This is a genomic window from Pseudomonas sp. NPDC078700 (assembly GCF_044542375.1).
GTDB lineage: Bacteria > Pseudomonadota > Gammaproteobacteria > Pseudomonadales > Pseudomonadaceae > Aquipseudomonas.
Map to the genome: position 1 here is coordinate 146,202 of NZ_JBITUI010000002.1, position 24,838 is coordinate 171,039.

At 54.9% G+C, this 24,838-nt stretch carries 19 protein-coding genes and 3 pseudogenes; 6 read left to right on the top strand and 16 right to left on the bottom strand.

The window, feature by feature from the left end:
- Positions 1-47 precede the first annotated feature (47 nt).
- Positions 48-830, top strand: a pseudogene (locus ACIGCM_RS06525) (PAS domain-containing protein); the annotation flags it as partial.
- A gap of 108 nt (positions 831-938) precedes the next feature.
- Positions 939-1,367, top strand: a pseudogene (locus ACIGCM_RS06530) (methyl-accepting chemotaxis protein); the annotation flags it as partial.
- A gap of 72 nt (positions 1,368-1,439) precedes the next feature.
- On the opposite strand, the gene ACIGCM_RS06535 reads toward ACIGCM_RS06530, so the two are convergent.
- From ACIGCM_RS06535 to ACIGCM_RS06555, 5 genes are all read right to left on the bottom strand, one after another.
- Complete coding sequence (locus tag ACIGCM_RS06535; protein ID WP_397501238.1) at positions 1,440-2,276, bottom strand: ABC transporter ATP-binding protein; 837 nt, start codon at positions 2,274-2,276, stop codon at positions 1,440-1,442.
- Positions 2,264-3,067 carry an ABC transporter permease gene (locus tag ACIGCM_RS06540; RefSeq protein ID WP_397501239.1) on the bottom strand — a complete coding sequence of 268 codons (804 nt, stop codon included), beginning with the start codon at positions 3,065-3,067 and terminating at the stop codon, positions 2,264-2,266. Before ACIGCM_RS06540 ends, ACIGCM_RS06535 begins: the two co-directional genes overlap by 13 nt.
- A 53-nt stretch (positions 3,068-3,120) precedes the next feature.
- Complete coding sequence (locus ACIGCM_RS06545) at positions 3,121-4,104, bottom strand: ABC transporter substrate-binding protein (protein WP_397501240.1); 984 nt, start codon at positions 4,102-4,104, stop codon at positions 3,121-3,123.
- 136 nt (positions 4,105-4,240) lie between these two features.
- Positions 4,241-5,623, bottom strand: coding sequence for an aspartate aminotransferase family protein (locus ACIGCM_RS06550; protein ID WP_397501241.1), 1,383 nt, complete (start codon positions 5,621-5,623; stop codon positions 4,241-4,243).
- 13 nt (positions 5,624-5,636) lie between these two features.
- A complete protein-coding gene (locus ACIGCM_RS06555) occupies positions 5,637-7,127 on the bottom strand; it encodes an aldehyde dehydrogenase (protein WP_397501242.1) in 1,491 nt (496 codons plus the stop codon).
- Between the two features lie 368 nt (positions 7,128-7,495).
- Between ACIGCM_RS06555 and ACIGCM_RS06560 the strand changes: the two genes are divergently transcribed.
- Entirely contained in the window at positions 7,496-8,419 is a 924-nt protein-coding gene (locus ACIGCM_RS06560; protein ID WP_397501243.1) for a LysR family transcriptional regulator, read from the top strand.
- Positions 8,420-8,695: 276 nt separating this feature from the next.
- Here the strand turns inward: ACIGCM_RS06560 and argE are convergent, their stop codons facing one another.
- The 5 genes and pseudogenes from argE to ACIGCM_RS06585 all read right to left on the bottom strand — a co-directional run bounded on the left by argE (position 8,696) and on the right by ACIGCM_RS06585 (position 13,313).
- Complete coding sequence (gene argE / locus ACIGCM_RS06565; protein ID WP_397501244.1) at positions 8,696-9,856, bottom strand: acetylornithine deacetylase; 1,161 nt, start codon at positions 9,854-9,856, stop codon at positions 8,696-8,698.
- Positions 9,857-9,880: 24 nt separating this feature from the next.
- A complete protein-coding gene (locus ACIGCM_RS06570) occupies positions 9,881-10,558 on the bottom strand; it encodes a DUF1028 domain-containing protein (RefSeq protein WP_397501245.1) in 678 nt (225 codons plus the stop codon).
- Positions 10,555-10,974: a RidA family protein gene (locus ACIGCM_RS06575; protein WP_397501246.1), complete on the bottom strand. Its 420-nt coding sequence runs from the start codon at positions 10,972-10,974 to the stop codon at positions 10,555-10,557. Before ACIGCM_RS06575 ends, ACIGCM_RS06570 begins: the two co-directional genes overlap by 4 nt.
- Positions 10,974-12,336, bottom strand: a pseudogene (locus ACIGCM_RS06580) (flavin-containing monooxygenase). The gene ACIGCM_RS06575 and the pseudogene ACIGCM_RS06580 overlap by 1 nt, the downstream one beginning before the upstream one ends.
- 287 nt (positions 12,337-12,623) lie before the next feature.
- Complete coding sequence (locus ACIGCM_RS06585; RefSeq protein ID WP_397501247.1) at positions 12,624-13,313, bottom strand: GNAT family N-acetyltransferase; 690 nt, start codon at positions 13,311-13,313, stop codon at positions 12,624-12,626.
- A gap of 414 nt (positions 13,314-13,727) precedes the next feature.
- Here ACIGCM_RS06585 and ACIGCM_RS06590 point away from each other — a divergent pair, with 414 nt between their 5' ends.
- The gene (locus ACIGCM_RS06590) at positions 13,728-16,112 is read left to right on the top strand and encodes a sulfatase-like hydrolase/transferase (protein ID WP_397501248.1); all 2,385 of its coding nucleotides are present in this window, start codon (positions 13,728-13,730) and stop codon (positions 16,110-16,112) included.
- A 217-nt stretch (positions 16,113-16,329) separates the two neighbouring features.
- On the opposite strand, the gene ACIGCM_RS06595 is transcribed toward ACIGCM_RS06590, so the two are convergent.
- Both ACIGCM_RS06595 and ACIGCM_RS06600 read right to left on the bottom strand, forming a co-directional pair.
- Positions 16,330-17,757, bottom strand: coding sequence for a coniferyl aldehyde dehydrogenase (locus ACIGCM_RS06595; RefSeq protein WP_397501249.1), 1,428 nt, complete (start codon positions 17,755-17,757; stop codon positions 16,330-16,332).
- Positions 17,758-17,897: 140 nt separating this feature from the next.
- Positions 17,898-18,191 carry a hypothetical protein gene (locus tag ACIGCM_RS06600; RefSeq protein WP_397501250.1) on the bottom strand — a complete coding sequence of 98 codons (294 nt, stop codon included), beginning with the start codon at positions 18,189-18,191 and terminating at the stop codon, positions 17,898-17,900.
- A 47-nt stretch (positions 18,192-18,238) separates the two neighbouring features.
- Here ACIGCM_RS06600 and ACIGCM_RS06605 point away from each other — a divergent pair, with 47 nt between their 5' ends.
- On the top strand, positions 18,239-19,954 hold the full coding sequence (locus tag ACIGCM_RS06605) for an AMP-binding protein (protein ID WP_397501251.1): 1,716 nt from the start codon (positions 18,239-18,241) through the stop codon (positions 19,952-19,954).
- Positions 19,955-20,009: 55 nt separating this feature from the next.
- Here ACIGCM_RS06605 and ACIGCM_RS06610 read toward each other — a convergent pair whose 3' ends face one another.
- The 4 genes from ACIGCM_RS06610 to ACIGCM_RS06625 are packed head-to-tail and all read right to left on the bottom strand — an operon-like array spanning position 20,010 to position 23,612.
- Positions 20,010-20,609: a Crp/Fnr family transcriptional regulator gene (locus ACIGCM_RS06610; RefSeq protein WP_397501252.1), complete on the bottom strand. Its 600-nt coding sequence runs from the start codon at positions 20,607-20,609 to the stop codon at positions 20,010-20,012.
- A 35-nt stretch (positions 20,610-20,644) separates the two neighbouring features.
- Positions 20,645-21,121 (bottom strand): MaoC family dehydratase, encoded by a 477-nt coding sequence (locus ACIGCM_RS06615; protein WP_397501253.1) that lies wholly within the window; start codon positions 21,119-21,121, stop codon positions 20,645-20,647.
- Positions 21,118-22,764, bottom strand: coding sequence for a GMC family oxidoreductase (locus tag ACIGCM_RS06620; protein WP_397501254.1), 1,647 nt, complete (start codon positions 22,762-22,764; stop codon positions 21,118-21,120). The genes ACIGCM_RS06615 and ACIGCM_RS06620 overlap by 4 nt, the downstream gene beginning before the upstream one ends.
- Positions 22,765-22,796: 32 nt before the next feature.
- Positions 22,797-23,612, bottom strand: coding sequence for a class II aldolase/adducin family protein (locus tag ACIGCM_RS06625; RefSeq protein ID WP_397501255.1), 816 nt, complete (start codon positions 23,610-23,612; stop codon positions 22,797-22,799).
- Between the two features lie 159 nt (positions 23,613-23,771).
- Here ACIGCM_RS06625 and ACIGCM_RS06630 point away from each other — a divergent pair, with 159 nt between their 5' ends.
- Positions 23,772-24,806: an AraC family transcriptional regulator ligand-binding domain-containing protein gene (locus ACIGCM_RS06630; RefSeq protein ID WP_397501256.1), complete on the top strand. Its 1,035-nt coding sequence runs from the start codon at positions 23,772-23,774 to the stop codon at positions 24,804-24,806.
- Positions 24,807-24,838: the final 32 nt, after the last annotated feature.

The window sequence follows — 24,838 nt, forward strand, 5'->3', positions numbered from 1 at the left end:
CAGGTAAATAACGTTCAATTGAATGCAGGACCGGCGAGGGCCATCTCATGTTTAACTCATTGCGTAAAACAGATCGCTTAGAACAAGAGCGCGCAAGCTTTGCCTTGGCTGAAGTCAACGCCAAATTAGCCGCTATCAGTCGCTCCATGGTCATGATCGAGTTTCGCCCTGACGGCATTATCCTCGATGCTAATTCCAACTTTTGTCAGGCTATGGGGTATAGCGCTGAAGAGATACGGGGCAAGCATCACCGGATTTTCTGTGAGGAGGCGTATTACCGCAGTGATGCCTATGCCAAGCTATGGGCCGACCTGGCAAGAGGGGAGCCAATCAGCGACACCTTTATGCGTTTTGATAAGTCCGGTCGTGAGCTTTGGTTGGAAGCCAGCTACATGCCGGTCAAGGATGGGAATAATCAAGTTGTCAGCGTGATTAAGATTGCGTCTGATGTCACCCAGCAAATCCACCGCGAGCGCGAAGGCAAAAGCCTGATGAATGCCTTGAGCCGTTCAATGGCGGTGATTGAGTTCTCCCCGGAAGGGATCATCCTCAATGCCAATGAGAATTTCCTGAAAACGACCCATTACTCACTTGAGCAGGTTAAGGGGCAGCATCACCGTATTTTCTGTGATCGCAGCGACAGTGAGTCAGTTGAATACAGGAATTTCTGGGCCTCGCTCAACCGTGGAGAGTTCCACTCAGGCCGTTTTCAGCGGGTCGACAGTCGCGGTCAGCGGATCTTTCTCGAAGCCTCGTATAACCCGATCTTTGATGCCAAAGGTCGCTTGTACAAAGTGGTTAAATTCGCCAGTGATATCACCGAGCAAATGAACAGCCAGCAAAGCGCTGCCGATGCTGCCCATGCCACTTCATTGCAAACCGATACCTGCGCGCAAAAAGGCTCCTCAGTCGTCCAGCAAACGGTCAAGGTGATTGAGGATATTTCCAAAGACTTGAATGATGCGGCCAAAAGCATTGATGCAGTGAACAAGCAGTCGGAGTTGATCGGCAATATTGTTCAGACTATTCGTGGCATTGCCGACCAGACTAACCTGCTCGCACTGAATGCGGCCATTGAAGCTGCACGGGCAGGCGAGCATGGGCGAGGCTTTGCGGTGGTGGCCGATGAGGTCAGAAGCTTGGCGGCGCGCACCAGCAAAGCAACCCTTGAGATTGTCGAGGTTGTGCGCCAGAACAACGAGCTATCGCTCAGTGCGGTTGAAAGTATGCGCTCAAGTTTGGGCCGAACAGAGCATGGCGTTGAACTGGCCAATGAGGCGGGCGAGGTGATTCTGGAGATTCAGCAAGGCTCGCGGCATGTGGTTGATGCCATAAGCCAGTTCAGCAGTTCGTTGCGGCTTCAGTAATGCAAAAAAACCGCTGCATCTGAAGTGACAGATGCAGCGGCTTCTTAGTATCCGCAGGCCTAGGTTCTGAGCCTAGTGTGCCTCCTCCAGCTCATCATGCAGCAAGCCGAGGATCTGGCGTTTCATGTCGATGAACTGATGATCCATGACCATGTCGAGGTCACGTGGACGTGTTATCGGCACATCGAGAATCTGCTTGATGCGGCCCGGCCGTGCGCCCATTACGTAAACCCGGTCACCTAGCAGAATAGCTTCGTCGATGTCGTGGGTGACAAACACCACGGTCTTCTTGCTGTGCTCCCAAATGCGCAGCAGCAACTTTTGCATTTGCATGCGAGTCTGGCTGTCGAGTGCGCCGAAGGGTTCGTCCATCAACAGAATCTGTGGGTCGTTGGCCAGTGCACGGGCAATGGCAACGCGCTGCATCATGCCGCCGGATAACTGCTTGGGATAATTATCTGCAAAGGGCGTCAGGCCGACCTCGTTGAGGTAGAAGTCGACAATCTCCTTGCGCTGGGCAGCGGGCATGCCTTTACGCTTGAGACCAAACTCAATGTTCTGGCGTACGGTCAACCATGGAAACAGGGTATAGCTTTGAAACACCATACCGCGGTCAGCGCCCGGGCCATCCACACGTTCGCCACCGACGTAAATCTCGCCATCACTGGGCTCAGCGAGGCCGGCTGTGAGGTACAGCAGGCTGGATTTACCACAGCCTGATGGGCCGACAATCACCGCGAACTGTTGGTCGGGGACTTCCAGCGAGACATTATCCAATGCCGTGAAAACACCACCGGAAGGCGTGTTATAACGCAGGCTGACGTTGTTCACACAGAGCCGCGCTGGAGAGTTGTCTGGCACCTTTGCAGGTGTTTGAATTTCGCTTCGCACCGCTGCTACTGCGCCCATGAAGCCACCTTTAAGCGTAAGAGTCTGAACAGTTGATCGGTCATCAAGCCTAGAAGGCCGATGATTGCGATCGCCAGAAATATCACGTCGACCTGAAAACCCCGCATGGCTTTAAGGCTCATGTAACCCAAGCCGCTGGAGGCGGCGACCAGCTCGGCAACCACCAGGTAGGTCCAGGCCCAGCCCATGGTTACGCGCAGGGTGTCGAGTATCCCGGGCAGAGATGCTGGGCCGAGCACATGCATCACTACATCGCGGCGGCTGGAGCCGAGGGTGTAGCTGGCATTTATCAGGTCCTTGGACACGCCTTTTGAAACGTCGGCGATCATGACCAGTTGCTGGAAAAACACACCAAAGATAATCACCGTGACCCGCTGCTCCAGGCCAATGCCAATCCACAAAATAAACAAGGGTACGAAAGAGGTCACCGGCAAATAGCGGATGAAGTTCACCAGCGGTTCCAGCAGCGCCTGAACGATGCGAAAGCTGCCCATCAGCAACCCCAGCGGGACTGCGACCAATGAAGAAACCACAAAGCCAATGACCACGACTTCAACGCTGGCTACTACGTGTTTGCTTAACGTGCCATCGGCGCTTAAGCGCACAGCGGCGTCCAGCACCGCGCCGGGGGTTGGCAGGAACATGGTTGGAACCAGGCCGCCATAGGACAGCAGTGCCCATAAGCCAAAGACCAGCACCCAGCAGAGGATGCTGGTGGTTAGCGTCAGTGATGCAGGGAGCTCGACCTTAGGCGTCAGGCATCGCTGCAGGGTGGATTTTTGAGTAGCCATGTGGCGTCTCCTAAACAGAAGGCCCGCCGCTACAGTGGCGGCGGGCCACAAGGCTATGGTTTGACGAAACGGGTATCGACAAGGTCGCTGTAGCTGACGTTGTACGGCTTGCCTTGCAGCTCACTCCAGGTCTCGTTGGCCAGGGAAATAATCTGAGCGATGTCGCCTTGAGACTCAGAGGTGCCGAGCAGTTTTTCGCTCATGGCTTGGTCATAGAAGCGCACACCTTTTGCCGCCTCGGCCAGCTCAGCAGGGTCTGAAAGGTAGCCGCCAACACCTTTGGCCATGATTTTGTAGGCTTCGCTTGGATGCGTCTTGGTGTATTCAACGGCTTTGTACAAACCGCTGACCAAAGCCTTCACATCCTCTGGCTGCTTGTCGATCACATCGCAGCTCAGGGCAACAACATCAACAATCACGCCGGGCGTCTGGCTGCTGTCGATCAACACCTTGCCCTGACCTTTGGCCCGCACCATCGACAAATGCGGCTCCCATGTCACAGCTGCAGGAATACGCCCAGCAATAAACGCAGTGGCAGCGTCGTCGGCTGTCATGTTCTGGATATCCAGATCAGCCATGTGCATGCCCTTTTGCTTAAGCAAATACGACAGCCAGAACTGCGACACAGAGCCTTCGTTGACCGCTATCGACTTACCTTTCAAATCGCTCAAGCTGGAAACGTCATTGCCGACCAGCACGCCATCACCACCGGCGCTTTCATCCAGTGCCGCAACGGCCTTGAAGCAGAAGTCTTTGGAGCGATACTTGAGTACTTCATCGATAGTCGAAGCCGAGCCAGACAGTTGCCCAGACGCCTGAGCGGCCATGTACATGGCCGCTTCCTCTATGGTGGTCAACTCAACATCCAAACCCTGCTCCTTGAAGTAGCCAAGGTCACGGGCCAGATACAAGGTGCCGTAGCCCACCCAGGTGGTGTGGCCAATCGACAACGTACCGGCTTGGGCGGTTGTAGCGCCGGCTGCCAAGGCAGCGCAGAGCAGAGTTGGGGCGAAGTATTTGTGCAAAGACTTGTTCATAGAGCACTCCCACAGCCTCTCGGCTTATTGTTGGTATGTAGTGGCAGGGCTGGTCAGTGACCAAAAGGATCCTGTTACGCCAGTCACGGGTGACTGGCGCTGGCGTATTTCTTTACCCTCTACGGGGTTTTAAGGCTTAAAGCAGACCCAGTTGCTGGGCTGTTCGATCAACAGCTCGGCGGGTTTTTTCGACCAGCTCATCCAGTGTTGCGTGGTCGGCAACCAGTGCGGGTGCCATGATCATGCGTCCTAGCGTTGAGCGGATAATGACGCCCTCTTCAAAACCGAAGGTGCGGCACTGCCAGGTGATATCGCCTTCATTGGTGAAGCGTTTGCGCGTGGTTTTGTCTTGGCAAAACTGCAGCGCTGCAACCAAACCGGTGCCTTGGATTTCACCGATCAACGGATGGTCGGTAAACACCTCACGCAAGGCTTTTTGCAAGTAAGGACCGGTGTCATTTTTGACCTGACTGACAATCTGCTCATCGCGCAATGCCTTGAGGTTGGCGATGGCAACAGCGGCGGCGACCGGGTGGCCTGAGTAGGTCAGGCCGTGGGCGAACACCCCGCCTTGCTCAACCAACACCTGTGCCATGCGTTTGCTCAGTACCAGGCCGCCCATTGGGATGTAACCCGAGGTCAGGCCTTTGGCGATGCTCAGGGTGTCGGGTTCAAAGCCGAAGTACTCATGGGCGAACCATTCACCAGTGCGGCCGAAACCACCAATCACTTCATCGGCGCACAGCAGCACGTCGTATTTGCGGCAGATGCGTTGGATCTCTGGCCAGTAAGATTCCGGCGGGAAGATCATGCCGCCAGCGCCCTGGAAGGGTTCAGCAACAAATGCGGCGACGTTTTCAGCGCCTAATTCGAGGATTTTCGCTTCCAGTTCGCCTGCCGCCTTCAAGCCAAACTCGGCAGGGCTCAGGTCGCCACCTTCGGCGTACCAATAAGGCTCACCAATGTGGGCGAAGTCAGGCAGCATGCCGCCCATTTCATGCATAAAGCCCATGCCACCCAACGCGGTGCTGGCAAGGGTCGATCCGTGGTAACCGTTCCAGCGGCCAATCATGACCTTCTTTTGCGGTTTGCCCAGAATCTGCCAGTAACGACGCACAGTACGGATCAACACCTCATTGGCTTCAGAGCCTGAGTTGGTGTAAATCGCGTGGCTGTAGTGGGTGGGCAGCAAGCTGAACAACAGCTCTGAAAGCTCGATCACCGCCGGGTGCGTGGTGTGGAAGAACATATTGTAGTAAGGCAGCTGTTCAAGCTGCTGGGTGGCGGCGGCGGTGAGGTCTTTGCGGCCGTAACCGAGGTTGGTGCACCACAGCCCGGACATGCCGTCGAGGTAGCGTTTGCCGTCGTTGTCCCACAGGTTAAGGCCCTCGCCTCTGACCATTACGCGCGCGCCCTCTGCGTTGAGCGCTTTTTGGTCGAGGAAGGCATGAATGTGGTGAGCCGCATCCAGCGCCTGGTAATCCTCGGTTGTGCGTTTTGGGGTGAAGGGGGCAGTCATGACAAAACTCCTCTTAGCGCAACTGAAACCAAGTTGTTTTTAGTTGGGTAAATTTATCGAATGCATGCAGCGACAAGTCGCGGCCAAAACCAGATTGTTTGCCACCGCCAAAAGGCACGGTGACATCCAGTGCGTCCACTGTGTTTACCGAAACGGTGCCTGCTTTGAGTCGTTTGGCGACGCGGTGCGCGCGGTTCAAGTCATCTGTCCACACCGATGCGGCGAGGCCGTAAATACTGGCGTTGGCCAGCTTGACCGCCTCTTCTTCAGTGTCGAAAGCGATCACCGCCAACACAGGGCCAAAGACTTCTTCTTGAGCAATCTGCATATCAGGGCTGACATTGCATAAAATGGTGGGCTCAACGAAGTTAGATGAACTATTGAACTCAAGCTGCTTGGCACCGCAGACGACCTGCGCGCCCTGGCTGCGTGCTTGTTCAATATAACCAAGGACGCGCTGGGTCTGGCGTGAGTCAACAATAGCGCCTGCGGTGCTCGCAGGGTTTAGCGGGTCTCCCGGCAGCCAGGCGCGTGCCTTTTCGATCAGCAGCTCAACGAACTGATCATGGATGGAGCGTTCTACCAGCAGTCGAGAGTTGGCAGAGCACACTTCACCCTGATTGAAGAAAATACCGAACGCAGCTTTCTCCGCTGCCAGCTCAAGGTCTTGGCAGTCAGCAAACACCAAGTTTGCACTCTTGCCGCCGCACTCCAGCCACACTTGCTTGAGGTTGGACTGCGCAGCGTATTGCATAAAATACTTGCCCACCTCGGTGGAGCCCGTGAAGACCAGGCTGTCGACATCAGCATGCAAGCCCAAGGCTTTACCTGCCGTTTCACCCATGCCCGGCACCACGTTAAATACTCCGGCAGGGATACCCGCTTCTAGGGCCAGCTCAGCCAAGCGTAACGCCGAGAACGGTGACTGTTCAGCAGGTTTTAGCACCACACTATTGCCAGCTGCCAAAGCCGGTGCAAGTTTCCATGCGGCCATGTCCAGCGGGAAGTTCCACGGCACCACCGCACCGATTACGCCGAGCGGCTCACGGGTGATGGTTGCCAGCGTATTGGCGGCGGTTGGTGCGACCTGATCATAAAGTTTGTCGATACTTTCGGCGTACCAGGCGAAGACGTTAGCTGCACCCGGAACATCGATATTCCAAGCATCCATCACTGGTTTACCCATGTTCAACGAGTCAAGCAGTGCCAGTTCTTCTCGATTTTCCAGCATCAATGCTGCCAGCCTTTGCAGCACGGCTTTGCGTTCCGCGGGTGCCATCTGCGCCCAGGGGCCATTCTCGAAGGCCTCACGGGCTGCGCTTACGGCGAGATCAATTTCTGCCTCGCCACAGGCACTGACTTCGGCGAGCACTTGCTGAGTGGCGGGGTTAATGGCCGAGAACGTTGCGCCCGACGCCGGTGTTACCGGTTGCCCTGCGATCAGCGCGGTGGTGATAAAGCGCTGCTGTTGCGCACGTTGCTGCCAGTCACTGAGTTCAAACACCGGATTAACCCTCACTCGCGGCCTAAGCTGAATAGGCGTTGTTAATTGCACTAGGGTCGATGGTGGCTTAAGCGGGCCAGAAGGAAAATTATTAAATATGTCATCGGGGTATATGAAAAAGCTGGTTAAGCCAGCACCAATAAGAAGCGCCATGGGTGATGATTGTGCAGTAAGGTTAAGACTCGGTATTTTTTGCCATGTGGCGAAGCACTTGCGGTGCTTGTCACGGCCAACAATTTCAATGAAAGCAGTGGTTTATTTGAGGTGGCTGGGCAGTGGGGCGCGTAACTTGCTTGCCCTTCCAGTGAATTGAATTGGCACTGCAATGCCCCATCCTGGATCGCCAGGATGGCCAGACGAGGTTTACCGTGGCGGCTTATACCCTGCGTCAATTGAAGTACTTTGTAACCACTGTTGAGTGCGGCAGCGTGGCGGAAGCATCGCGCAAGCTGTATATCGCACAACCGTCGATTTCGACGGCGATTAAAGGCTTGGAAGAAAGCTTTGGTGTGCAGTTATTTATCCGTCACCACGCTCAGGGTGTATCGCTAACGCCAAGTGGGGCACGCTTTTATCGTAAGGCTCAAGAGCTGTTGCGCATGTCCCATGAGTTCGAGCAGAACGCGCTGGCCGATAACGATGTGGTGTGCGGACAGATAGATATCGGCTGCTTTGAAACGGTAGCACCGCTGTATTTACCAGGTTTGATTGCGGGTTTTCGGACGCTTTATCCGGGGGTTGAAATCCGCATCTTTGATGGTGAGCAGCAAGATTTGGTGCAGGGTTTGACCGGTGGCCGCTTTGATCTGGCAATTCTCTATGATCACGACCTTGATGGCACCATCGAGGTCGAACCGTTAATGCCGCCGCAGCCACCCTATGCACTGCTTCCTGAAAACCACCGGTTTGCTCAACAGGCTCAGGTTTCATTGCGTGACTTGGTGCTGGAACCAATGATTTTGCTCGATGTGCAGCCGAGTCGCACCTATTTTGTCAGCTTGTTTGAAGAGCTTGGTCTGAGCCCGAATATTGGTTTCAGTTCGCCCTCAATCGAGATGGTGCGCGGTATGGTGGGGCAGGGGTTTGGTTTCTCGGTGCTGGTCACCCGGCCACGATCGGAATGCACCTACGACGGGCAGAAAGTGGTGATGGTGGACATCAGCGAAGCCGTCACCGGTTCAGGTTTGGTTGCCGCGTGGCTCAAACGCGCACAACTCACCAAACCGGCGCAGTTGTTTGTCGATTACTGCAAAGAGCATCTGGCGTTACCGACTGAGAAAGCTGGTGTATGAAAGGCGACGTTCACCCTACAAGTCGATCTGTAAATTCGAGCATACAATGGCTCGCGTAGGGTGGCGGAGCTCTAGCTTGCCCACCGTGGGTCATGCAAAGAACACGAAATATTCGTGACCGCAATGGTGGGTGGAAAAAGCGTCACCCACCCTACATTTTGATCTGTAAATTCGAGCACACAATGGCTCGCGGAGGGTGGCCAAGCCCTAGCTTGCCCACCGTGGTTCACGCAAATATCTAGAATGTTTACGATCGCAATTGCGGGTAAAAATGCATCACCTGTCCGATGCTGTTAACCACTGCGCCAGGCGGCTGAGCATGGCATCGCATTGCTCTAGCTGCTCAATGCTGATGAACTCGTCGGGCTTGTGAGCTTGCTCGATGCTACCTGGGCCGCAGACCACTGTGGCAATACCGGCTTGATCAAACAAGCCGCCTTCTGTGCCGAAGGCGACTGTGCTGAATTCATCGCATTGGCTCAGCATGGCAATCAATTGCGCCGCTTGGCTTTGAGCCTCTGTGGCTAGGCCCGGATAAGCCGATAGCTGGCTGAACTCGATAGCCGTTTGCTTGTTGACCGCATGCATCTTTGGCAGCAGTTCGTCGTTGGCAAATTGCTCAAGCTGATCAGCGACAGTCTGCGGATTGTCCGAGGGCAGGGCACGCACTTCGAAATCAAACTGGCATTCAGCCGGGACGATGTTTAACGCCCGCCCGCCACTGATAACGCCGGTTTGTACGGTTGTGTAGGGCGGGTCAAAACGCTTGTCATGTAATTTTGGTGCGCGCAAAAGCTGGCCAATCTCACCGAGTTTGCCAATCAGTTGGGCGGCACATTCGATGGCATTCACCCCTTGTGGCGCGTAGGCCGAATGGCAGGCGGCGCCTTGGATATTACAGCGCATGGCCAGCTTGCCTTTGTGCCCCAATACCGGCTTCATCAGGGTCGGCTCACCAATGATGCAGATGCCGGGTTTGTGCGGCCGTTGTTGCAAATCGGCGAGCAAAGAGCGCACACCTAAACAGCCCACTTCCTCATCGTAAGAGAAGGCCAAATGCACAGGCCGTTTCAGTGGCGCAGCTAAAAACTGCGGTACCGCTGCGAGCACGCAGGCGATGAAGCCTTTCATGTCGGCAGTACCGCGACCAAATAAATGGTCATCGCGCTCGGTCATCGAGAAGGGCGGCAAAGTCCAAGCCTGACCCTCAACCGGCACCACGTCGGTATGCCCTGAAAGCACTACGCCGCCGGGGATATCCGGGCCGATAGTCGCGAACAAATTTGCCTTGCTACCCTCGGCGTTGAAGAACAACTGACAGGGGATATCAAAGCGTTTCAAATAGACGCTGATAAACTCGATCAGTGCCAGGTTTGACTCGCGGCTAACGGTATTGAATTCAATCAACTTGCCCAATAACTGACGGCTGCTGTGCATGACTCTTCTCTTTGTGGCGTTGCGCTATTCGTCGCCGGGCACGCCGTAAGTCGGGGCCTTGGTCGGGTCCAGCGCGCGGATTACGTAATCCTGCATCTGTGGGCGATAGGCTTGCCAGAGCTTGTCCAGCTCAGCAATAGGGTCGTGTTCTGACCAATCGACACGCAGGTCAATTATGGGCCACAACAGATCGCTGACAACCGAGAGCGCGGCAGAGTGTACCGGCCCAGCTTCGCCGCCGGCCTTCATGGCTGCGTTCATGGCGCTGAGCAAACGGTCGGCAAGGGCTTCACCCGCGCTTGCTTCAAAAGCACTGACCATGGCGTCGATAACCGCTTGATTGCTGAGCAAGTTACCCGCAGCAACGCAGTTCTCACCAGCCAATGCATGGTTTATCCCCAGTGCTTGGTTGCCTGTGAAATGCGCGGTTTCACCCTGCATGTCGATCACAGTTACTTGCCGGTATTGGCTGTAGCCATGGCGCGATAATGCGGTATCCAGCGCGCTGGCTGGCGACTCCCCGGCTTCGAGCAACTGGAGAATCTCCGGGCCTAATGCAGGCAAGGTGATGTTCTGGGTTGAGACTGCACCCACTGAGCTTTTCAGCCATGGGCAGCGTGCGCCAACCGCAATGCTTGATGAGCTGATGGCAATACCCAGCTGACCGGTTTCCGGGCACCGACCGACGATTGAAAAGGTCATGCTTGCTCCTCGGGAATAACTGCGATTACGTCAATTTCCATCAACCACTGGGGCTGGCCCAGCGCAGACACCACCAGGCCGGTCGAAATCGGGAACACGCCTTTGAGCCACTTGCCAACCTCCTGATAAACCGCCTCACGAAAACGCGGGTCGGTCAGGTAAGTGGTGGTTTTAACGATGTGGCTCATGTCGCTGCCGGCTTCTTCCAGCAGCTGTTTGACGTTCTTCATCGCCTGCTCGGCCTGAGCGCGCGGGTCGCCGAGGCCAACCAGATTACCTTCAAAATCGGTGCCGACCTGACCGCGCACATACACGGTATTGCCTGCGCGAACGGCTTGGCACAAGTCATTATCCAGAGACTGATTGGGGTAGGTGTCTTTGGTGTTGAACATGCGGATGCGAGTGTGTGTCGGCATCAGCTGGCTCCCATCATACGAAGTGTTTGTGGTGGCGCGTCATCAGCGTCAGCCTGACGTTGACTGGCATCGCGATAGTCGCGGTATTTGTGCTGGGTGACGATGTGATCGGCAATGTGTTTGGCGTCGTGCCATACGCCCCAGATAAAGGTGGAACCACGGCGCGACAGCCAAGGCAGCCCCAGAAAATAAACGCCCGGCTCACTGGACACACCGCGCTGGTGCTGCGGCTTGCCCTGTGCATCGAAGGCATTAACTTTGAGCCAACTGAAATCGACCGCGTAGCCAGTTGCCCAGATGATCGAAGTCACGCCAGCGGCGGCCAAATCCAGCTCAAGAATAGGCTCGGTGACGCATGCCGGGTCCGGGTATTTATGGCGAGCCTCGGGTTCTTCCGGCAAATCGAGCTGATTACGCTCGATATAGGCGTCGGCTGCATCCAGCAGGGCGAGGTAGTTTTCATCGCCACGGGCCAGATTGTCGGCGAGGTCGGCTTGAAAACTGACCACGCCATTGTTGAACGCCTTTGTCAGGCCAACCAGGGTCATGCCTTGATGCGCCAGGTTGCGAAAATCAATGGTCTGGCCGCCTCGGGCACCACTCACGGCGATGGTCACATGCTCTTTGCCCGGCTGCGCCGCTTCTGCATCCCACTGGCCAAGTACCCCTAACCACCAGCAGAAATCACGGTTGCGGTAAGCGCGGGGTGGCCGGTCATGGGCACCCACCGAAAGGTATACCTGCTTACCCGCACGCATCAGTTCATCGGCAATTTGCACTCCGGATGAACCTGCACCCACCACCAACACCGCGCCTTCTGGCAGCTGTTGCGGGTTGCGATAGGCCGCTGAATGCAGCTGGGTAACTGCGCTATCTGTTGGTGCAATCGCAGGAATTACCGGGCGCTGGAAAGGGCCGGTCGCGGCGACTACACGGTTGGCTTCGATCACTCCGATTGAGGTTTCAACGGTAAAGCCTGGCCGGTCGCTATTGCGCACCACCTGCTTGACCTCAACACCAGTGCGGATCGGTGCGTTGAAGTTTTTCGCGTACTCGACGAAGTAATCCGCCACCTGTTCCTTGGGCGCAAAGGCATCGGGGTCGAGGTCAAATTCCAGCCCCGGAAAACGGTCGTGCCAAGCCGGGCCATTGGCGACCAATGAATCCCAGCGGCCTGTGCGCCAGGCTTCAGCAATGCGATTGCGTTCCAGAACAAGGTGGGGCACCCCAAGTTTGCTCAGGTGTTCGCTCATGGCCACACCTGCCTGGCCTGCGCCAACGACAAGCGTATCGATTTGAATGCTTTCAACTGTCATATCTGAGCCCATGTGGAAGGCGGGGTTGATTCAGGTCGAGACGCAGTCATCGAGCTGCCTACATCTGCATTCTGTCCACAGGGGCTGATTAGCGAAATTATGTTTTTTGTCGTTGTTGCTTATCTAAAAGCTGCTTTGCCTTGAGTCGATAGGCTCAAGGGCAATGACTGCGCGGGCTGAGCGACCTTCATCAACGGCAGCCTCGTGCCTGCGCGCAGGGCTTTTAGCGTTTAGGAATATGATTGATTCAGCAAAATGACCCTGCCTATGCGCTGATTTCGGCCTGGTTAGCGCTTAGATAGCTTCTATGGCCTAAATTGGTCGCACCCATCATCAGTGAATCGTAGGGAAGCGCTCTTTCACCAATGCCTGCGCCTGATAGGCCATCTGGTCCAGCAGGCGGTCGCGTTTGCTTTCGGCATCGCTCATGGCTTTCTTGCCGTGTTGCTGCACCAGATAGGCGTGAATCTGCCGCACTTCCTTGGAATGAAAGATAGGGGCCAGATCCTGCACGGCCACCATGCCGCTTGAACGATGGTCCCGCGTGCTCAGCACCACATGCGGTCCTTGCGCTGCCAGTACTTGAAACCCCAGTGACTCGAAGGTTGGCACCTTGCTCACCGAGCAAGCCAGTTCAGCGTGGGGGCGCTCTGCAACCATTCGCTGCAACAAGGCGTTGGCAATACCCCGTCGGCGGTGGCTGGCCTTTACCGCCAAATAGGCCAAGGTGCAGGCTTCTTCATCGTCCTGGCTCGGCAGGTACAGGGCAAAGCCCAGCACCAGTGAGGGGTCTTCATCATCCAGGGCCAGGATCAATTTCGGGGCGCTATCCAGCGTGCTGTTCATGGCTTGAAAATACATGTGTACCTCGTAGCCAATCACGTACTGGTACAGCTGATAAAGCGGATTACTGGGCGTTAACGACACAGGGCTGATGTCGCTGAAGTAGTCCACCACCATTTGCAGAACCTGGGTATTCAGGGCCTCTGGCGGTGATGTATCCAGGTGCATAAGGGTGAACATCTAGACGCTAGCTCCGGGCATGCCCGATCTAATAATCGGTGATCAAACCATTGTAACGCCCATAGCCATTACCCGCATTGCCCCTTAGCTCAGACAATGCTCAGCGTGATCTGCGGGTCTGTGGGCAAGGGGAACCTGCTTTTAGTTGTTTTTTGGCGATTTCTGCTTGGTGATTATTGTTTGTCTCAAGTCTTTGGCGATCCATATCCGTGGCATGAGTGGCGGCGAGCGGTAGCCGTTACCCGAGGTGTCTTCGACATCATTGAGGACTGATAAAGCATTCCACGCTCAGGCTACAAAGCCTGCTCTAGACAGATAGATGTTTGCCGAAGGGCGAGTTCTGAACTTAACTTGGTAACTTAGTTTGAGGCCTGCCCTCAAGAACTCGTTTCGCCATATCAGGACGATAACACCATGAGAGTCTCCCCCCCTTTCCATGCACTGATGACATTCAGTGTGTTGGCCATTGCTGCATTCAGCAGTTCAGTCGTCAGTGCAGAATCCACTGAGACGAAGGCCATTGATGGCAGTGGTCAGGCGGTGCTGCCGTATGCTGAGCAGAAGTTCAGAGGCAGCGTTGGTACGAGTTATCTTGACTCTGACCCCGCGCAATTTCCTGCACCTCGTAAAGCCCCTGATGGAGCACCTAATGTGCTTTTAGTGCTATTGGATGACGTGGGCTTTGGTCAGTTTTCAGTCTCCGGTGGCGGGGTTCCAGCGCCACACATGGAAACCTTGGCGAAAGAAGGCACCTTCTTTAATCGGTTTCATACTACAGCCGTGTGTTCTTCAACTAGGGCCGCGCTGCTAACCGGTCGCAATCACCACGTTGCGGGTACTGGCAACATCACCGAAGTTGCCACCGGCTATGACGGTTATACCGGCATCATTCCCAAGGATACGGCAACTTTTGCCGAAGTCATGCGCCAGAACGGCTATATCACGTCGTGGATCGGCAAAAACCACAACACCCCGATTTATGAAACCAGCCCGATGGGGCCTTTTGATCATTGGCCTAACAATCTGGGTTTTGACTATTTCTATGGATTCATGGCGGGCGATACCAATCAGGTTCGACCTTATTTGTACGAGAACCAAACGGCTATTGGCACTCCAGAAGACAAAGACTACTTTCTCAGTGTCGATCTGGCCGACCACACTATTTCCTGGCTGCAACAGGCTGAAGCTATTCAGCCAGATCGTCCGTGGATGACTTACTTTGCTCCAGCCGCCACCCATGCGCCGCATCAGGCACCCAAGGAGCTTATCGATAAGTTCAAGGGTCAATTCGACATGGGATGGGACGAATACCGCAAGCAGACGCTGGAGCGGCAGAAAAAAATGGGGCTGGTCCCTCAGAACACTGTGCTGACCAAGCGCCCTGACAGTATGCCGGCCTGGGATAGCTTGAATGCTGATCAGAAGCGTCTTTATAGCCGCATGATGGAAGTCTTCGCAGCTTATGGCTATCACGTCGATCAACAAGTCGGACGTGTGCTGGATTACGTTGCGACACTGCCAGATGCCGAAAACACGATGATCGTTTATATCATCGGCGATAACGGCGCGTCAGCCGAGGGCGGGTTCGATGGCACATTGAACGAGAACGCTTTCTTTAACGGCCATCAGATGACCTACGAGCAGATGATGGGCAAGATCGATGAGATCGGTACCCAAGTGCATTTCAATCACTTCCCAGCCGGTTGGGCGTTGGCCATGGACACACCTTTCCAGTGGACCAAACAAGTGGCAAGCCACCTCGGTGGCACCCGTAATGCGATGCTGGTGAAGTGGCCAGCCAAGCTCAAACATATTGGCGGAGTTCGCTCGCAGTTCACTCATGTCATCGATATAGGGCCAACCATTCTGGCTGCGGCAGGCATTCCTGAACCTCGCAGTGTCAACGGAACGGTACAGACACCAATTGAAGGGCGCAGCTTCTTGGCAGCACTGGATAACCCCGATGCTAAGGAGTTTCGTACCAGCCAATACTTTGAGATGTTCGCTAACCGTGGAATATATAAAGACGGCTGGTGGGCTGGTTCTATGGCGTTTGAACCTTGGCAGTCGACACGGGGTAAATTCGACCCAATAACTGCGAAGTGGGAGCTGTATAACCTCAATGAGGACTTTAGTCAGGCAAATGATCTGGCTGAGAAGAACCCTGAGAAGTTGCAAACATTGGTTGCCCTTTGGTGGGCAGAGGCTTCTGCCAACAAGGCATTGCCGCTGGATTGGCGAGGTGCGGAGCGTTTCAGCTCAGAGCTGACAGGTAAACCAAATCTGGCGGCAGGACGCTCTAAGTTTGTCTATCCAGTGCCTGTGGTGGGATTGCCTGAGGCTTCGGCACCAGACCTAAAAAACAAGTCGTTCGCAGTCAGTGCCAAGGTTAACGTGGAAAATAGCGCTAACGGCATGATCTTTACCCAAGGTGGCAACACCGGCGGATGGGCCTTTTATTTGAAGGATGGAAAGTTGGTGGCCGCGCATAACTTTATCGACATTGCCCGTTATTCGGTCACCAGTGATAGCGCGGTTGAGGCGGGCGATCACGAGCTTCGCATGCTGTTTACCTATGACGGCGGAAAGGAAACAGGCAAGAGTGGAACCATCGCCCTTTCAGTGGATGGGAAGAGTGTTGGATCAGGCAAGATCGAACAAACCTCACCGTTTAAGTATTCGTTGTCTGAAAATCAAGACATCGGGATAGACACCGGGACGCCGGTAACGGAGGACTATCAAACCCCATTTAAATTTGAGGGCAAACTTAAAGAGGTTGTGGTTGATTTGGCACCTTAATCTGGCGTGCAAATGAAACCGGAGAATGAGGACGGATTTATTTTCTATCTTGATCGATCGCTTCTGGCCGCCTCCTGCTTGTCGCCACCGGCAGAGAGCGGCCATATCTTTCGCTCAGGCCCGCTGACGCCCGCGGTCAGCGGCACCCATAAGGTTGGTCTGACGCCATAGAGCGCGGGCAAGCGGGCTTGCTCTTGGTGGGTATAAAGCGTGAGTGTCAGCTCTTCATGCGGATCATCATGTTAAGCATTTTCTCGACCTTGACGCCGTACGGCGGCAGCATCATGTTGATCGCGCGGATCGGGCCTTGGTACAACACGGGCCTTAGCTTGGAGAAGGTTTGAAAGCCTTCATAGCCATGGTAATGGCCCATGCCGCTGTTGCCGATACCGCCAAATGGCAAGCTGTGCACGCTGACATGCAACAGGCTGTCGTTGATGGTCACACCGCCTGACAAGGTATTGTAGATATACCAATCTGCCAGACTGCGCTCATGGGTGTAGGCGTAGAAGGCCAGCGGACGCGGACGACTGTTGATGTACTGAGTGACTTCTTCGCGGCTGCGGTAGCTTTTGATCGGCAGGATAGGACCAAAGATCTCGCGCTGCATCAGGTCCATGTCATCTGTAGGGTTAAGGACGATGACCGGGGCCATGATGCGCTTGCCCGCATCCGGGGTTTGCGAGTCAATCAAGTTAACCAGTGTCGCGCCCTTGGCTTTGGCATCCTCCAGAGCAGCTTGGAGGCGATCATAGGAGCGCTGATCAATCACGGCGGTGTAGTCACCGTTGTTGATATTCGGGTAATGCTTGGCGCAATAAGCCTTCGCCTCTTTGACGAAATTATTGACCTCACCTTCAGGCACAAACAAATAGTCAACGTTGGTGCATATTTGCCCGGCATTGAAGGTCTTGGCCCACATAATGCGTTGTGCAGCCGTCTTCATTGAGAAGTCAGGTGCCACCACCGCAGGCGACTTACCACCGAGTTCTAGGGTGACCGGTGTCAGGTTGCGTGCAGCATTGGCCATTACAGCTTTGCCCGTCGCTGGCGAACCGGTGAAGAACAGGTGGTCGAACTGCAGTGCAGTAAATGCCGGACCACGACCGCCGCCATCCTCAAAAAAGGCTAATTTGCCTTCAGGGAAATAGCGGGGCGTCAGTTCACGAAGCAGGCGCGCCAGATGATTGGAGTTTTCAGACATTTTCACCATTGCGCTGTTGCCAGCGGCGAAGATGCAAGTCAGTGGGTGAAACGCCATGGCAATCGGAAAGTTCCACGGCACCACAATACCTACCACACCGATGGGTTGTGGGATCAAGCGGGCACGCGCCAATGGCAATTGCATGGGGTCAACATGGCGCTTTTGCGGCTTCATCCATTTTTTTACCCGTTTGATGGTGTCTTGCAAACCATCAAGGGTTACCGCGATTTCAGCGAAGGTCGTTTCAAAGCGAGAACGGCAACCGTAATCCTTGTTAACTGCCTCAATCAGCGCCTCACGGTTATCCGCAACAAGACGCACGAGCGCTTTAAGATCAGCCACACGCTGGCTGTGATCAGGATAGCGGTTAGCCTCGAAGTGGGCACGCTGGCCCTCAAGGCACTGAATAAACTCGGCAGGGATATCAGCTTGAGCGTTCATTGGGGTCTCACTTGATTGGTTTGCGGAACAACGACGTTGAGTCGCCGCCGTGAAGCGCAGGATGCTTGTTCAAACGCGCTGGAGTTGCCTGACTCAAGCTCTCAAAGCCCAGTCAATGGCAGTGGAGTTACGCAGAGCAACTAAAGGCGCAAACAGGCCCCAATCTGGATTTGACCAGTGCCGTAACGCATTTTGTTGTCATTTTTATGGGCTCCAGCGTGATGAACAGTCAGGTTTGGTTGAGCATAAAATATACAAATGCCCGCAAACATACTTGACCATTCACGAATGAAAACTTGACTATTTGCGAGCTTTTTCAGCCAAGCCAAAGCTGCTTGCGCTGAACTCTGCTGGCCCACGCTCGGTTTAAAGCCGTGGAGTGCAGAAAAACCATCCCAAGGCGTATTAACAATTGTTAATGCTTGCTGGCGCATGACCTGCCCAAAATCGTGAAAATAACGACAATCTGCAGGGTTTCACTATGTTCACACTTCCTCATCGCGCGAAAACCGTCTATGAGCTTCTCCATGCTTCAGCCAGTGTCCATGGCGAAAAGACTGCTCTGACTTACATTGCCGACCTCGACCCACTTGAAAGTCAGCCGACCACTTATGCCGAATTAATGGGCAACATTAATCGTTCGGCGCGGTTGATTTTGGAGTTGTCTAACAAGCCGAAACCTGTGGTGTCTTTGCTACTGCCCAACATCCCGCAGAGTCAGTATCTACTTTGGGCCGCGGCCAGTGTGGGGATTGCCAATCCTATAAACCCGCTGCTCAATGAAGAGGCGCTGTACAGCTTGATGCTCAAGGCGCAGACCGACTTGATTGTTGTACTTGGCCCAATGCCTGGCTCAGACCTTTGGCAGAAAGCCCTAAAAGTTGCCCAGTGCCTGCCCAATCAGCCCAAGTGTGTCTCTGTGTTGTCGCCGGCGGGCGACTACTTTTTCGATGAGTTGATTCAAGGCTACAGCGCTGCCGAACTGGACGTTGAGCTTCAACCCAAAGCGGATGATATTGCTGCCTACTTTCACACCGGCGGCACTACCGGCATGCCCAAGCTGGCGCGTCATACCCATGCTAATCAGGTAGCTGCTGCGCAAACCTATCTACGCTGCCTGGCAACAAGCCCTAAAGACATCGCGCTCAATGGACTGCCCATATTCCACGTTGCAGGGGCCTTAGTGAACAGTTTGGGTGGCTTGGCAAGTGGCTTGAATATGCTTTTGCCTACGCTTTCCGGTTTTCGCAATCCAGAGGTGATCAAGCGGCACTGGCAACTGGTTGAACACTTTGGCATTACTATCAGCAGCGGTATCCCAACCTCGGTTGCAGCGATGGTCGAAGTTCCGTTGAACGGCCATGACATCAGCTCCTTGCGCTTTATGCTTTCAGGTGGCGCGCCGGTGCCTGCGGCACTGTGCGAGCAACTGCGTAAAGTCACCGGCCTGGACCTGTACCAAGCCTATGGAATGACTGAAACAGCGGGCGTTATCACCATGCCCAATTTGCAACACCCCTCGATTCCCGGCAGCGCTGGGCACGTTAGCGGGCAGATGGAAGTGCGCATAGACAGCAACGGCGAGATTTGTGTACGCGGCCCTACCACCTTTCCGGGCTACTTGGGCGATAACCAAAGCCCCCTTGATAATGGTTGGCTGCGCACAGGGGACTTGGGCCGTCTGGATGATCTTGGCAACCTGTTCATCACCGGCCGGGCTAAGGATTTAATCATCCGTAGTGGCCACAATATCGACCCGGCAATGATTGAGAACTGCCTCGAATCCCATCCAGCAGTGTCGCTGGCTGCTGCTGTCGGCATGCCCGATGAATACGCAGGCGAACTTCCGGTGGTCTTCGTCCAGCTCTACCCGGACAGCCAAGTCAGTGTTGATGAGTTACGCGAATACGCCTTTGCCCATATTGCGGAGCGACCGGCCTGCCCTAAGCAGGTTTTTCTGATTAAAGCCCTGCCAGTGACTGCTGTGGGCAAAATTATCAAGTTGCGCCTGCGTGAGCTGGCGGCAGAGCATGCCTACAGTGAACGCGTCAGACCGCAGTGCGGTCAGCTCGCCGTTGAGGTGCGACAACAAGCCGATGGCAGCCTCTTGCTCAATCTCGATGCCGTGCCGCAAGAACATCTCAATTGGTGTACAGAACAGGCTAAGCAATTAGGTTTGTGTGTCGCACCTCAGTAGCAAGTAGGGCAACAACCAGCGGGTCTCAGCCAAGGCCCGTTCTGGTGCTTGAGCGTCAGCCGCTGCATTTACGCTTGATTCGCGAGAATGACACGGCATCCATACTTAAATAACTTGCCAGCTGATATTGGGGAACACGCTCCAGCAGCCAGGCTTCATTCTCCACCAGCCAGCGATAGCGAGCTTCGCTGTTACAGGACAGCAACAGCGCCTCCCGGTTTTCATTGCGCAGCATGATTTCCCGGGTGACGGTGTTGAGCATCTGTTGCAATTGTTGGAACTGCGCTTGCTCAGCGGCCAGGCTTTGCAGTGGCACCGCCACCAGTTGCGTGTCCTCCAGGACTTCAATGCTGTAGGTGCAGGGCTGCTGCGTGAGAAAGGCACTCAATGAACCGATCATTTCCCCTTCGCGAAAAAAAGCCTTGTTCCACTGCTTACCGTCCGGGGACGAATAGTAGTAACGAACAAGGCCGGACAAAATGACAAAGAAGTGCGTCGGGGTTTCACCGACACGGATGACCTGCTGCTCACGGGCGTACTCACGCAGGTCGACCACCTTTATCAGATGCTCGACCTGCGCGGTTTCGTCTACGCCGTAGCGACGCAGAACAGTGTTAAGCAGCTCCAGAGAACTCGCGGTTATCGGTTTTTTCACTGTTCTTAGGCTGGGTCAGGAGACGTTGTTGCCGATTATTGATCTGCCGTCTGAGCATAAAGAAATGCCACGCAATCGGCGGTGAGCACAGGATCAGCTTCGCCCTCCAGCTCAAGCTGGGCAAACAAAGTCAGCATGCTGCGCCCCTCTCCCTTGGCTTCGACCGACTGCACCCATACCCGCGCTCGTACCTGTGAGCCGGCACGAACCGGCCTAGAGAAACGTACGTTGTTGACGCCGGCGTTGACCAGGCTGCTGACCCCGCTGGGCATAACCCCCATTTTCATCATCAAACCGCCCAGCAAAGACAGATTGAGGAAGCCATGGGCGATAGTGGTACCGAAAGGGCTTTCGGTTTCGCAGCGGGCGGGGTCGACATGAATCCACTGGTGGTCTTCGGTGCAATGAGCAAACTCATCGATGCGGGCTTGGTCGACAGTGGCCCATTGTGAGGTGCCCAACTCCTTGCCAACAAACTGATCCAGATTGTTGTAGTGATACTCGGTATTCATAGCCTGGCCTCTGAGACAGCATCTTCAAGAATCATGCTCGCACCCTTCTCGCCAATCATGGTAACGGGCTGGTTGGTATTGCCGTTGACCAAGGTTGGCATGATGGACGCATCAATCACCCGCAAGCCCTCAAGGCCGTGCACTCGCAAGCGGGCATCGACGACAGCAAGCGCATCGCTGGCCGGCCCCATCTTGCAACTGCCAACCGGGTGGTAAGCCGTTTCAGTGTTTTGTCGCACCCAAGCGGCCAATTCCTCATCGCTCTGAACGTTCGCGCTGGGGTGAACCTCAGCGTTGTTGTGTACAGCGAGTGCAGGCTGGGCGATGATCTTGCGCATCAGCTTGAGGCCCAATACCAGCCGCTGCAGGTCGCGTTCCTGGCTCAGGTAATTCGGGTCAATCAAGGGTGCTGCCAGAGGGTCACTGCTGCGCAGCCCCACACGACCACGAGACAACGGTCGCCCATCGTTGATCGCAATTGAATAGCCATAACCTGATGCCGACAACTTCAAATCACGGCCGTGATCCCGATACATAATCGGCGCGCAGTGCAATTGCATGTCGGGGATCAATTCATCGGGCAAGGAGCGCGTAAATGCACCGGCCTCGATCACGCTGGTGGTCAGCATGCCCCGGCGGCCAAGAACGAATTGAAACAAAGCCATTACACCCTTGAGCAGTGACGAAGGATGCAACGACATCCCCTGGCGCGTATGGGTGCGCATGTTGATGACTACAGCGAGATGGTCCTGCAAGTTCTGCCCAACACCATCAAGCGCATGGTTGACCTCAATACCGTGCTTTTCCAGCTCCTCGCGCGGGCCGATGCCCGACAGCAACATAAGCTGAGGGGACTGGTAGGCCCCCCCGCAAAGAATCACTTCATGGGTAGCCTTTACCTTGCAAAGCGTGCCATTGCGCATGTACTCCACACCCACGGCACGCTTGCCCTCCAACAACACACGGGTGGCATGAGCCCCGGTGATGATGTGCAGGTTTTCGCGGTCACGGGCCGGAGTCAGATAGGCCCGTGCATTGCTGCAACGACGTCCGTCTTTTTGATAGGTGCGCTGCAGGCAGGCACCTTCTTGCTCAGCACCATTAGGATCGGAGCTGCGCGGCAATCCAGCCTGAGTGCAGGCTTCCAGAAAGGCATGCCCATAGACACTGGTCCAACGCCGTTCAGATACATTCAGCGGTCCGCCCTTGCCATGAAAGGGCGCATCGGCAGGCTTGCTGGCAGGCTGGAAGTTCTCTGATTTTTTAAAGAAAGGCAGCACATCGCGAAAGCCCCAGCCTTCACAGCCCAAGCGCTCCCATTCGTCGTAGTCCCATGGCTGGCCACGGGTATTGATTGCCATATTGATACTGCTCGAACCACCCAGGCAACGGCCCCGTGGTTGAAACATCCGGCGATTGCCTAGCTCAGCCTGAGGCTCGGTTTCAAACAACCAGTTATAACGGCGGCTTTTCATCAACGCCACAGCGCCCGCCGGGATAGCAATCAGCGGATTCCAACGACCACTGGGACCCGCCTCTAAAAGCAGTACACGATTGCTTGCGTTTTCACTCAAACGATTGGCTAGCACTGAACCGGCAGACCCACCACCGACAATGATGTAGTTCCACTTGCTGTCACTCACCTGGCGTCTCCTTATTGTTATTGGTGGGCAGATCAATCGAACAGATCAGGATCGCTGTGGATGATTTGATCCCACAGTGGCCGCGCCTGGAACCATCCGGCATAGGACGAACCCACTTGGGCGCGCACCCCAAGTGCTGTTTCGTGATCAATCAACTTTGGTGTGCCGGCCGCCATGGCCAGCAACTGAGCCTGGCAGGAACGCTCCAGGGTGATGAACCACCAGATGGCTTCGGCAACGGTTTGACCGACTGTAAGCAGGCCATGGTTCTGCAAAATTACAGCTTTATGCGATCCCAGCGCCTGGCCAATGCGAACACCTTCATCGTCAGCAGTGGCAACGCCGCCAAAGTCGCTATACAGGCCATGGTCTTCATAGAACGCGCAGGCATCTTGAGTGATCGGGTCCAGCTTGATTCCCAAGCTGGAAAACGCCTTGCCGTGCAGAGAATGTGAGTGAGCAGCAGCTAATGCATCGGGACGTGCAGCATGGACATGGGAGTGAATGACCAGGGCGGCACGATTGACCGGTGACTGCCCTTGGATGACCCGGCCTTCGTGGTCGACCAATACGAGGTCAGAAGCCCGAATCCGGCTAAAACTCATGCCGAACGGGTTGACCCAAAACCACTCGGATGGGCGTTCCGGGTCGCGGACGGTAATGTGCCCGGCAACGCCTTCGGAGAAGCCAAAGCGCCCAAAGAGTCTGAAGCCTGCAGCCAGTTGTTCCTTGCGATATTGGCGTTCCTCGGCAATCGACTCAAAGCTCGGCGGCTCCGGAATCACAACCCCTTCAGGGCGTGGACCAAACAGGGACTCGGCTAATGCCATAGGTAGTTTTGTTGTCATTGTTATTGGCTCCGGCGCTTTATTGCTAATTCAATCGGTAAAGATTCAGTTAGCAAAAATATACAAAAAACAGCCAAATAACTTGACTATTCACGAGCTTAAACTTGACTATTTGCGAGTCCGTTTAGCTGTTGCAAGGCGTCTACTGGCGATGCATCTATGAATTATTTTGTTCGCAGCGGTTCGCTGTTGAAGTTTTCAGAACTGGTCCGCGAGCTGGGTCAAGAACCTGACCGGCTTTTACGCGAAGCGGGCTTGAGCCATGCCGTTATGCACTCCACTGACCTGTACATACCCTATGTGGCAATGGCAGATCTTCTGCGACTAGCGGCACTGCGCTGTAAAACCCCAGACTTTGGTGTGCGCCTGGGCAACAAACAGGGTTTGGAAGTGCTTGGCGCACTCGGTTCATATCTGTGTCTGCAGGCCTCCATGGCTGAAGCCATGCAGGTGATGCAGAAGAATATGGATTTCCATGCGCGAGGTCTGATCTTAGAAACCAGCAGCCATGAGTCGAGATTCGATATTCACTTTCAGTTCTTGTTCGCTGACGAGGTTGATTGCGAGCAACTGAGCGCCCTGACCATGGCGGTTTTCACTCAAGGCATCGCGCAAATGCACAATGCCAACTTACCACCTGTTGAGTCTTGGCTTCAGATCAAAAAGCCGGCCGTCACAACCGCCTACGAACAGGCGTTGCCCGGTAAGGTGCATTTCGACCATAGTGCCAACACCTTGAGCTACCCAGCTAGCCTGTTACTGCAGCCTATGCAGGTTGAGCAGCGCTGGCGAAACCACCTGACACAGCAATGGCGCAGCGGTTGGCAACGCTCAGTGCCGGTCAGCCTCGCTCGCCAAGTGGAAAGCGCCATCGATGCGCTTTTGCCAACCGGTGAATGCAATCTGGCCATGGTGGCAAAGCTGGTTGAAATGCACCCCCGAATCTTGCAGCAGCGACTTCAAGCCCAGAACAGCAGCTTTGGTACCACCCTGATGTCGGCACGTCTGAGGCTCGCCAAACACCACCTCACCAGCAGTTCAATTGACCTGACAACCTTGGCCTTAAGTTTGGGCTTTGCCGACCTCAGTGCGTTCAGCCGTGCATTTAAACAGTGGACCGGCATGGCACCACGCAAATGGCGGCAACTCGCTGAGGATCCAGCAACAGCCGAGGCATTTAATCCGGATTTGTAAACACCAAGCTGTTGAGCATTCCGGCCATAAAA

Bases quoted from the DNA above. Each gene is read 5' to 3' on its own strand.
- ACIGCM_RS06535 (WP_397501238.1), bottom strand. From the start codon at position 2,276: ATGGGCGCAGTAGCAGCGGTGCGAAGCGAAATTCAAACACCTGCAAAG.
- ACIGCM_RS06540 (WP_397501239.1), bottom strand. From the start codon at position 3,067: ATGGCTACTCAAAAATCCACCCTGCAGCGATGCCTGACGCCTAAGGTC.
- ACIGCM_RS06545 (WP_397501240.1), bottom strand. From the start codon at position 4,104: ATGAACAAGTCTTTGCACAAATACTTCGCCCCAACTCTGCTCTGCGCT.
- ACIGCM_RS06550 (WP_397501241.1), bottom strand. From the start codon at position 5,623: ATGACTGCCCCCTTCACCCCAAAACGCACAACCGAGGATTACCAGGCG.
- argE (WP_397501244.1), bottom strand. From the start codon at position 9,856: ATGCACAGCAGCCGTCAGTTATTGGGCAAGTTGATTGAATTCAATACC.
- ACIGCM_RS06570 (WP_397501245.1), bottom strand. From the start codon at position 10,558: ATGACCTTTTCAATCGTCGGTCGGTGCCCGGAAACCGGTCAGCTGGGT.
- ACIGCM_RS06575 (WP_397501246.1), bottom strand. From the start codon at position 10,974: ATGCCGACACACACTCGCATCCGCATGTTCAACACCAAAGACACCTAC.
- ACIGCM_RS06585 (WP_397501247.1), bottom strand. From the start codon at position 13,313: ATGTTCACCCTTATGCACCTGGATACATCACCGCCAGAGGCCCTGAAT.
- ACIGCM_RS06590 (WP_397501248.1), top strand. From the start codon at position 13,728: ATGAGAGTCTCCCCCCCTTTCCATGCACTGATGACATTCAGTGTGTTG.
- ACIGCM_RS06595 (WP_397501249.1), bottom strand. From the start codon at position 17,757: ATGAACGCTCAAGCTGATATCCCTGCCGAGTTTATTCAGTGCCTTGAG.
- ACIGCM_RS06600 (WP_397501250.1), bottom strand. From the start codon at position 18,191: ATGCGCCAGCAAGCATTAACAATTGTTAATACGCCTTGGGATGGTTTT.
- ACIGCM_RS06605 (WP_397501251.1), top strand. From the start codon at position 18,239: ATGTTCACACTTCCTCATCGCGCGAAAACCGTCTATGAGCTTCTCCAT.
- ACIGCM_RS06615 (WP_397501253.1), bottom strand. From the start codon at position 21,121: ATGAATACCGAGTATCACTACAACAATCTGGATCAGTTTGTTGGCAAG.
- ACIGCM_RS06625 (WP_397501255.1), bottom strand. From the start codon at position 23,612: ATGACAACAAAACTACCTATGGCATTAGCCGAGTCCCTGTTTGGTCCA.
- ACIGCM_RS06630 (WP_397501256.1), top strand. From the start codon at position 23,772: ATGAATTATTTTGTTCGCAGCGGTTCGCTGTTGAAGTTTTCAGAACTG.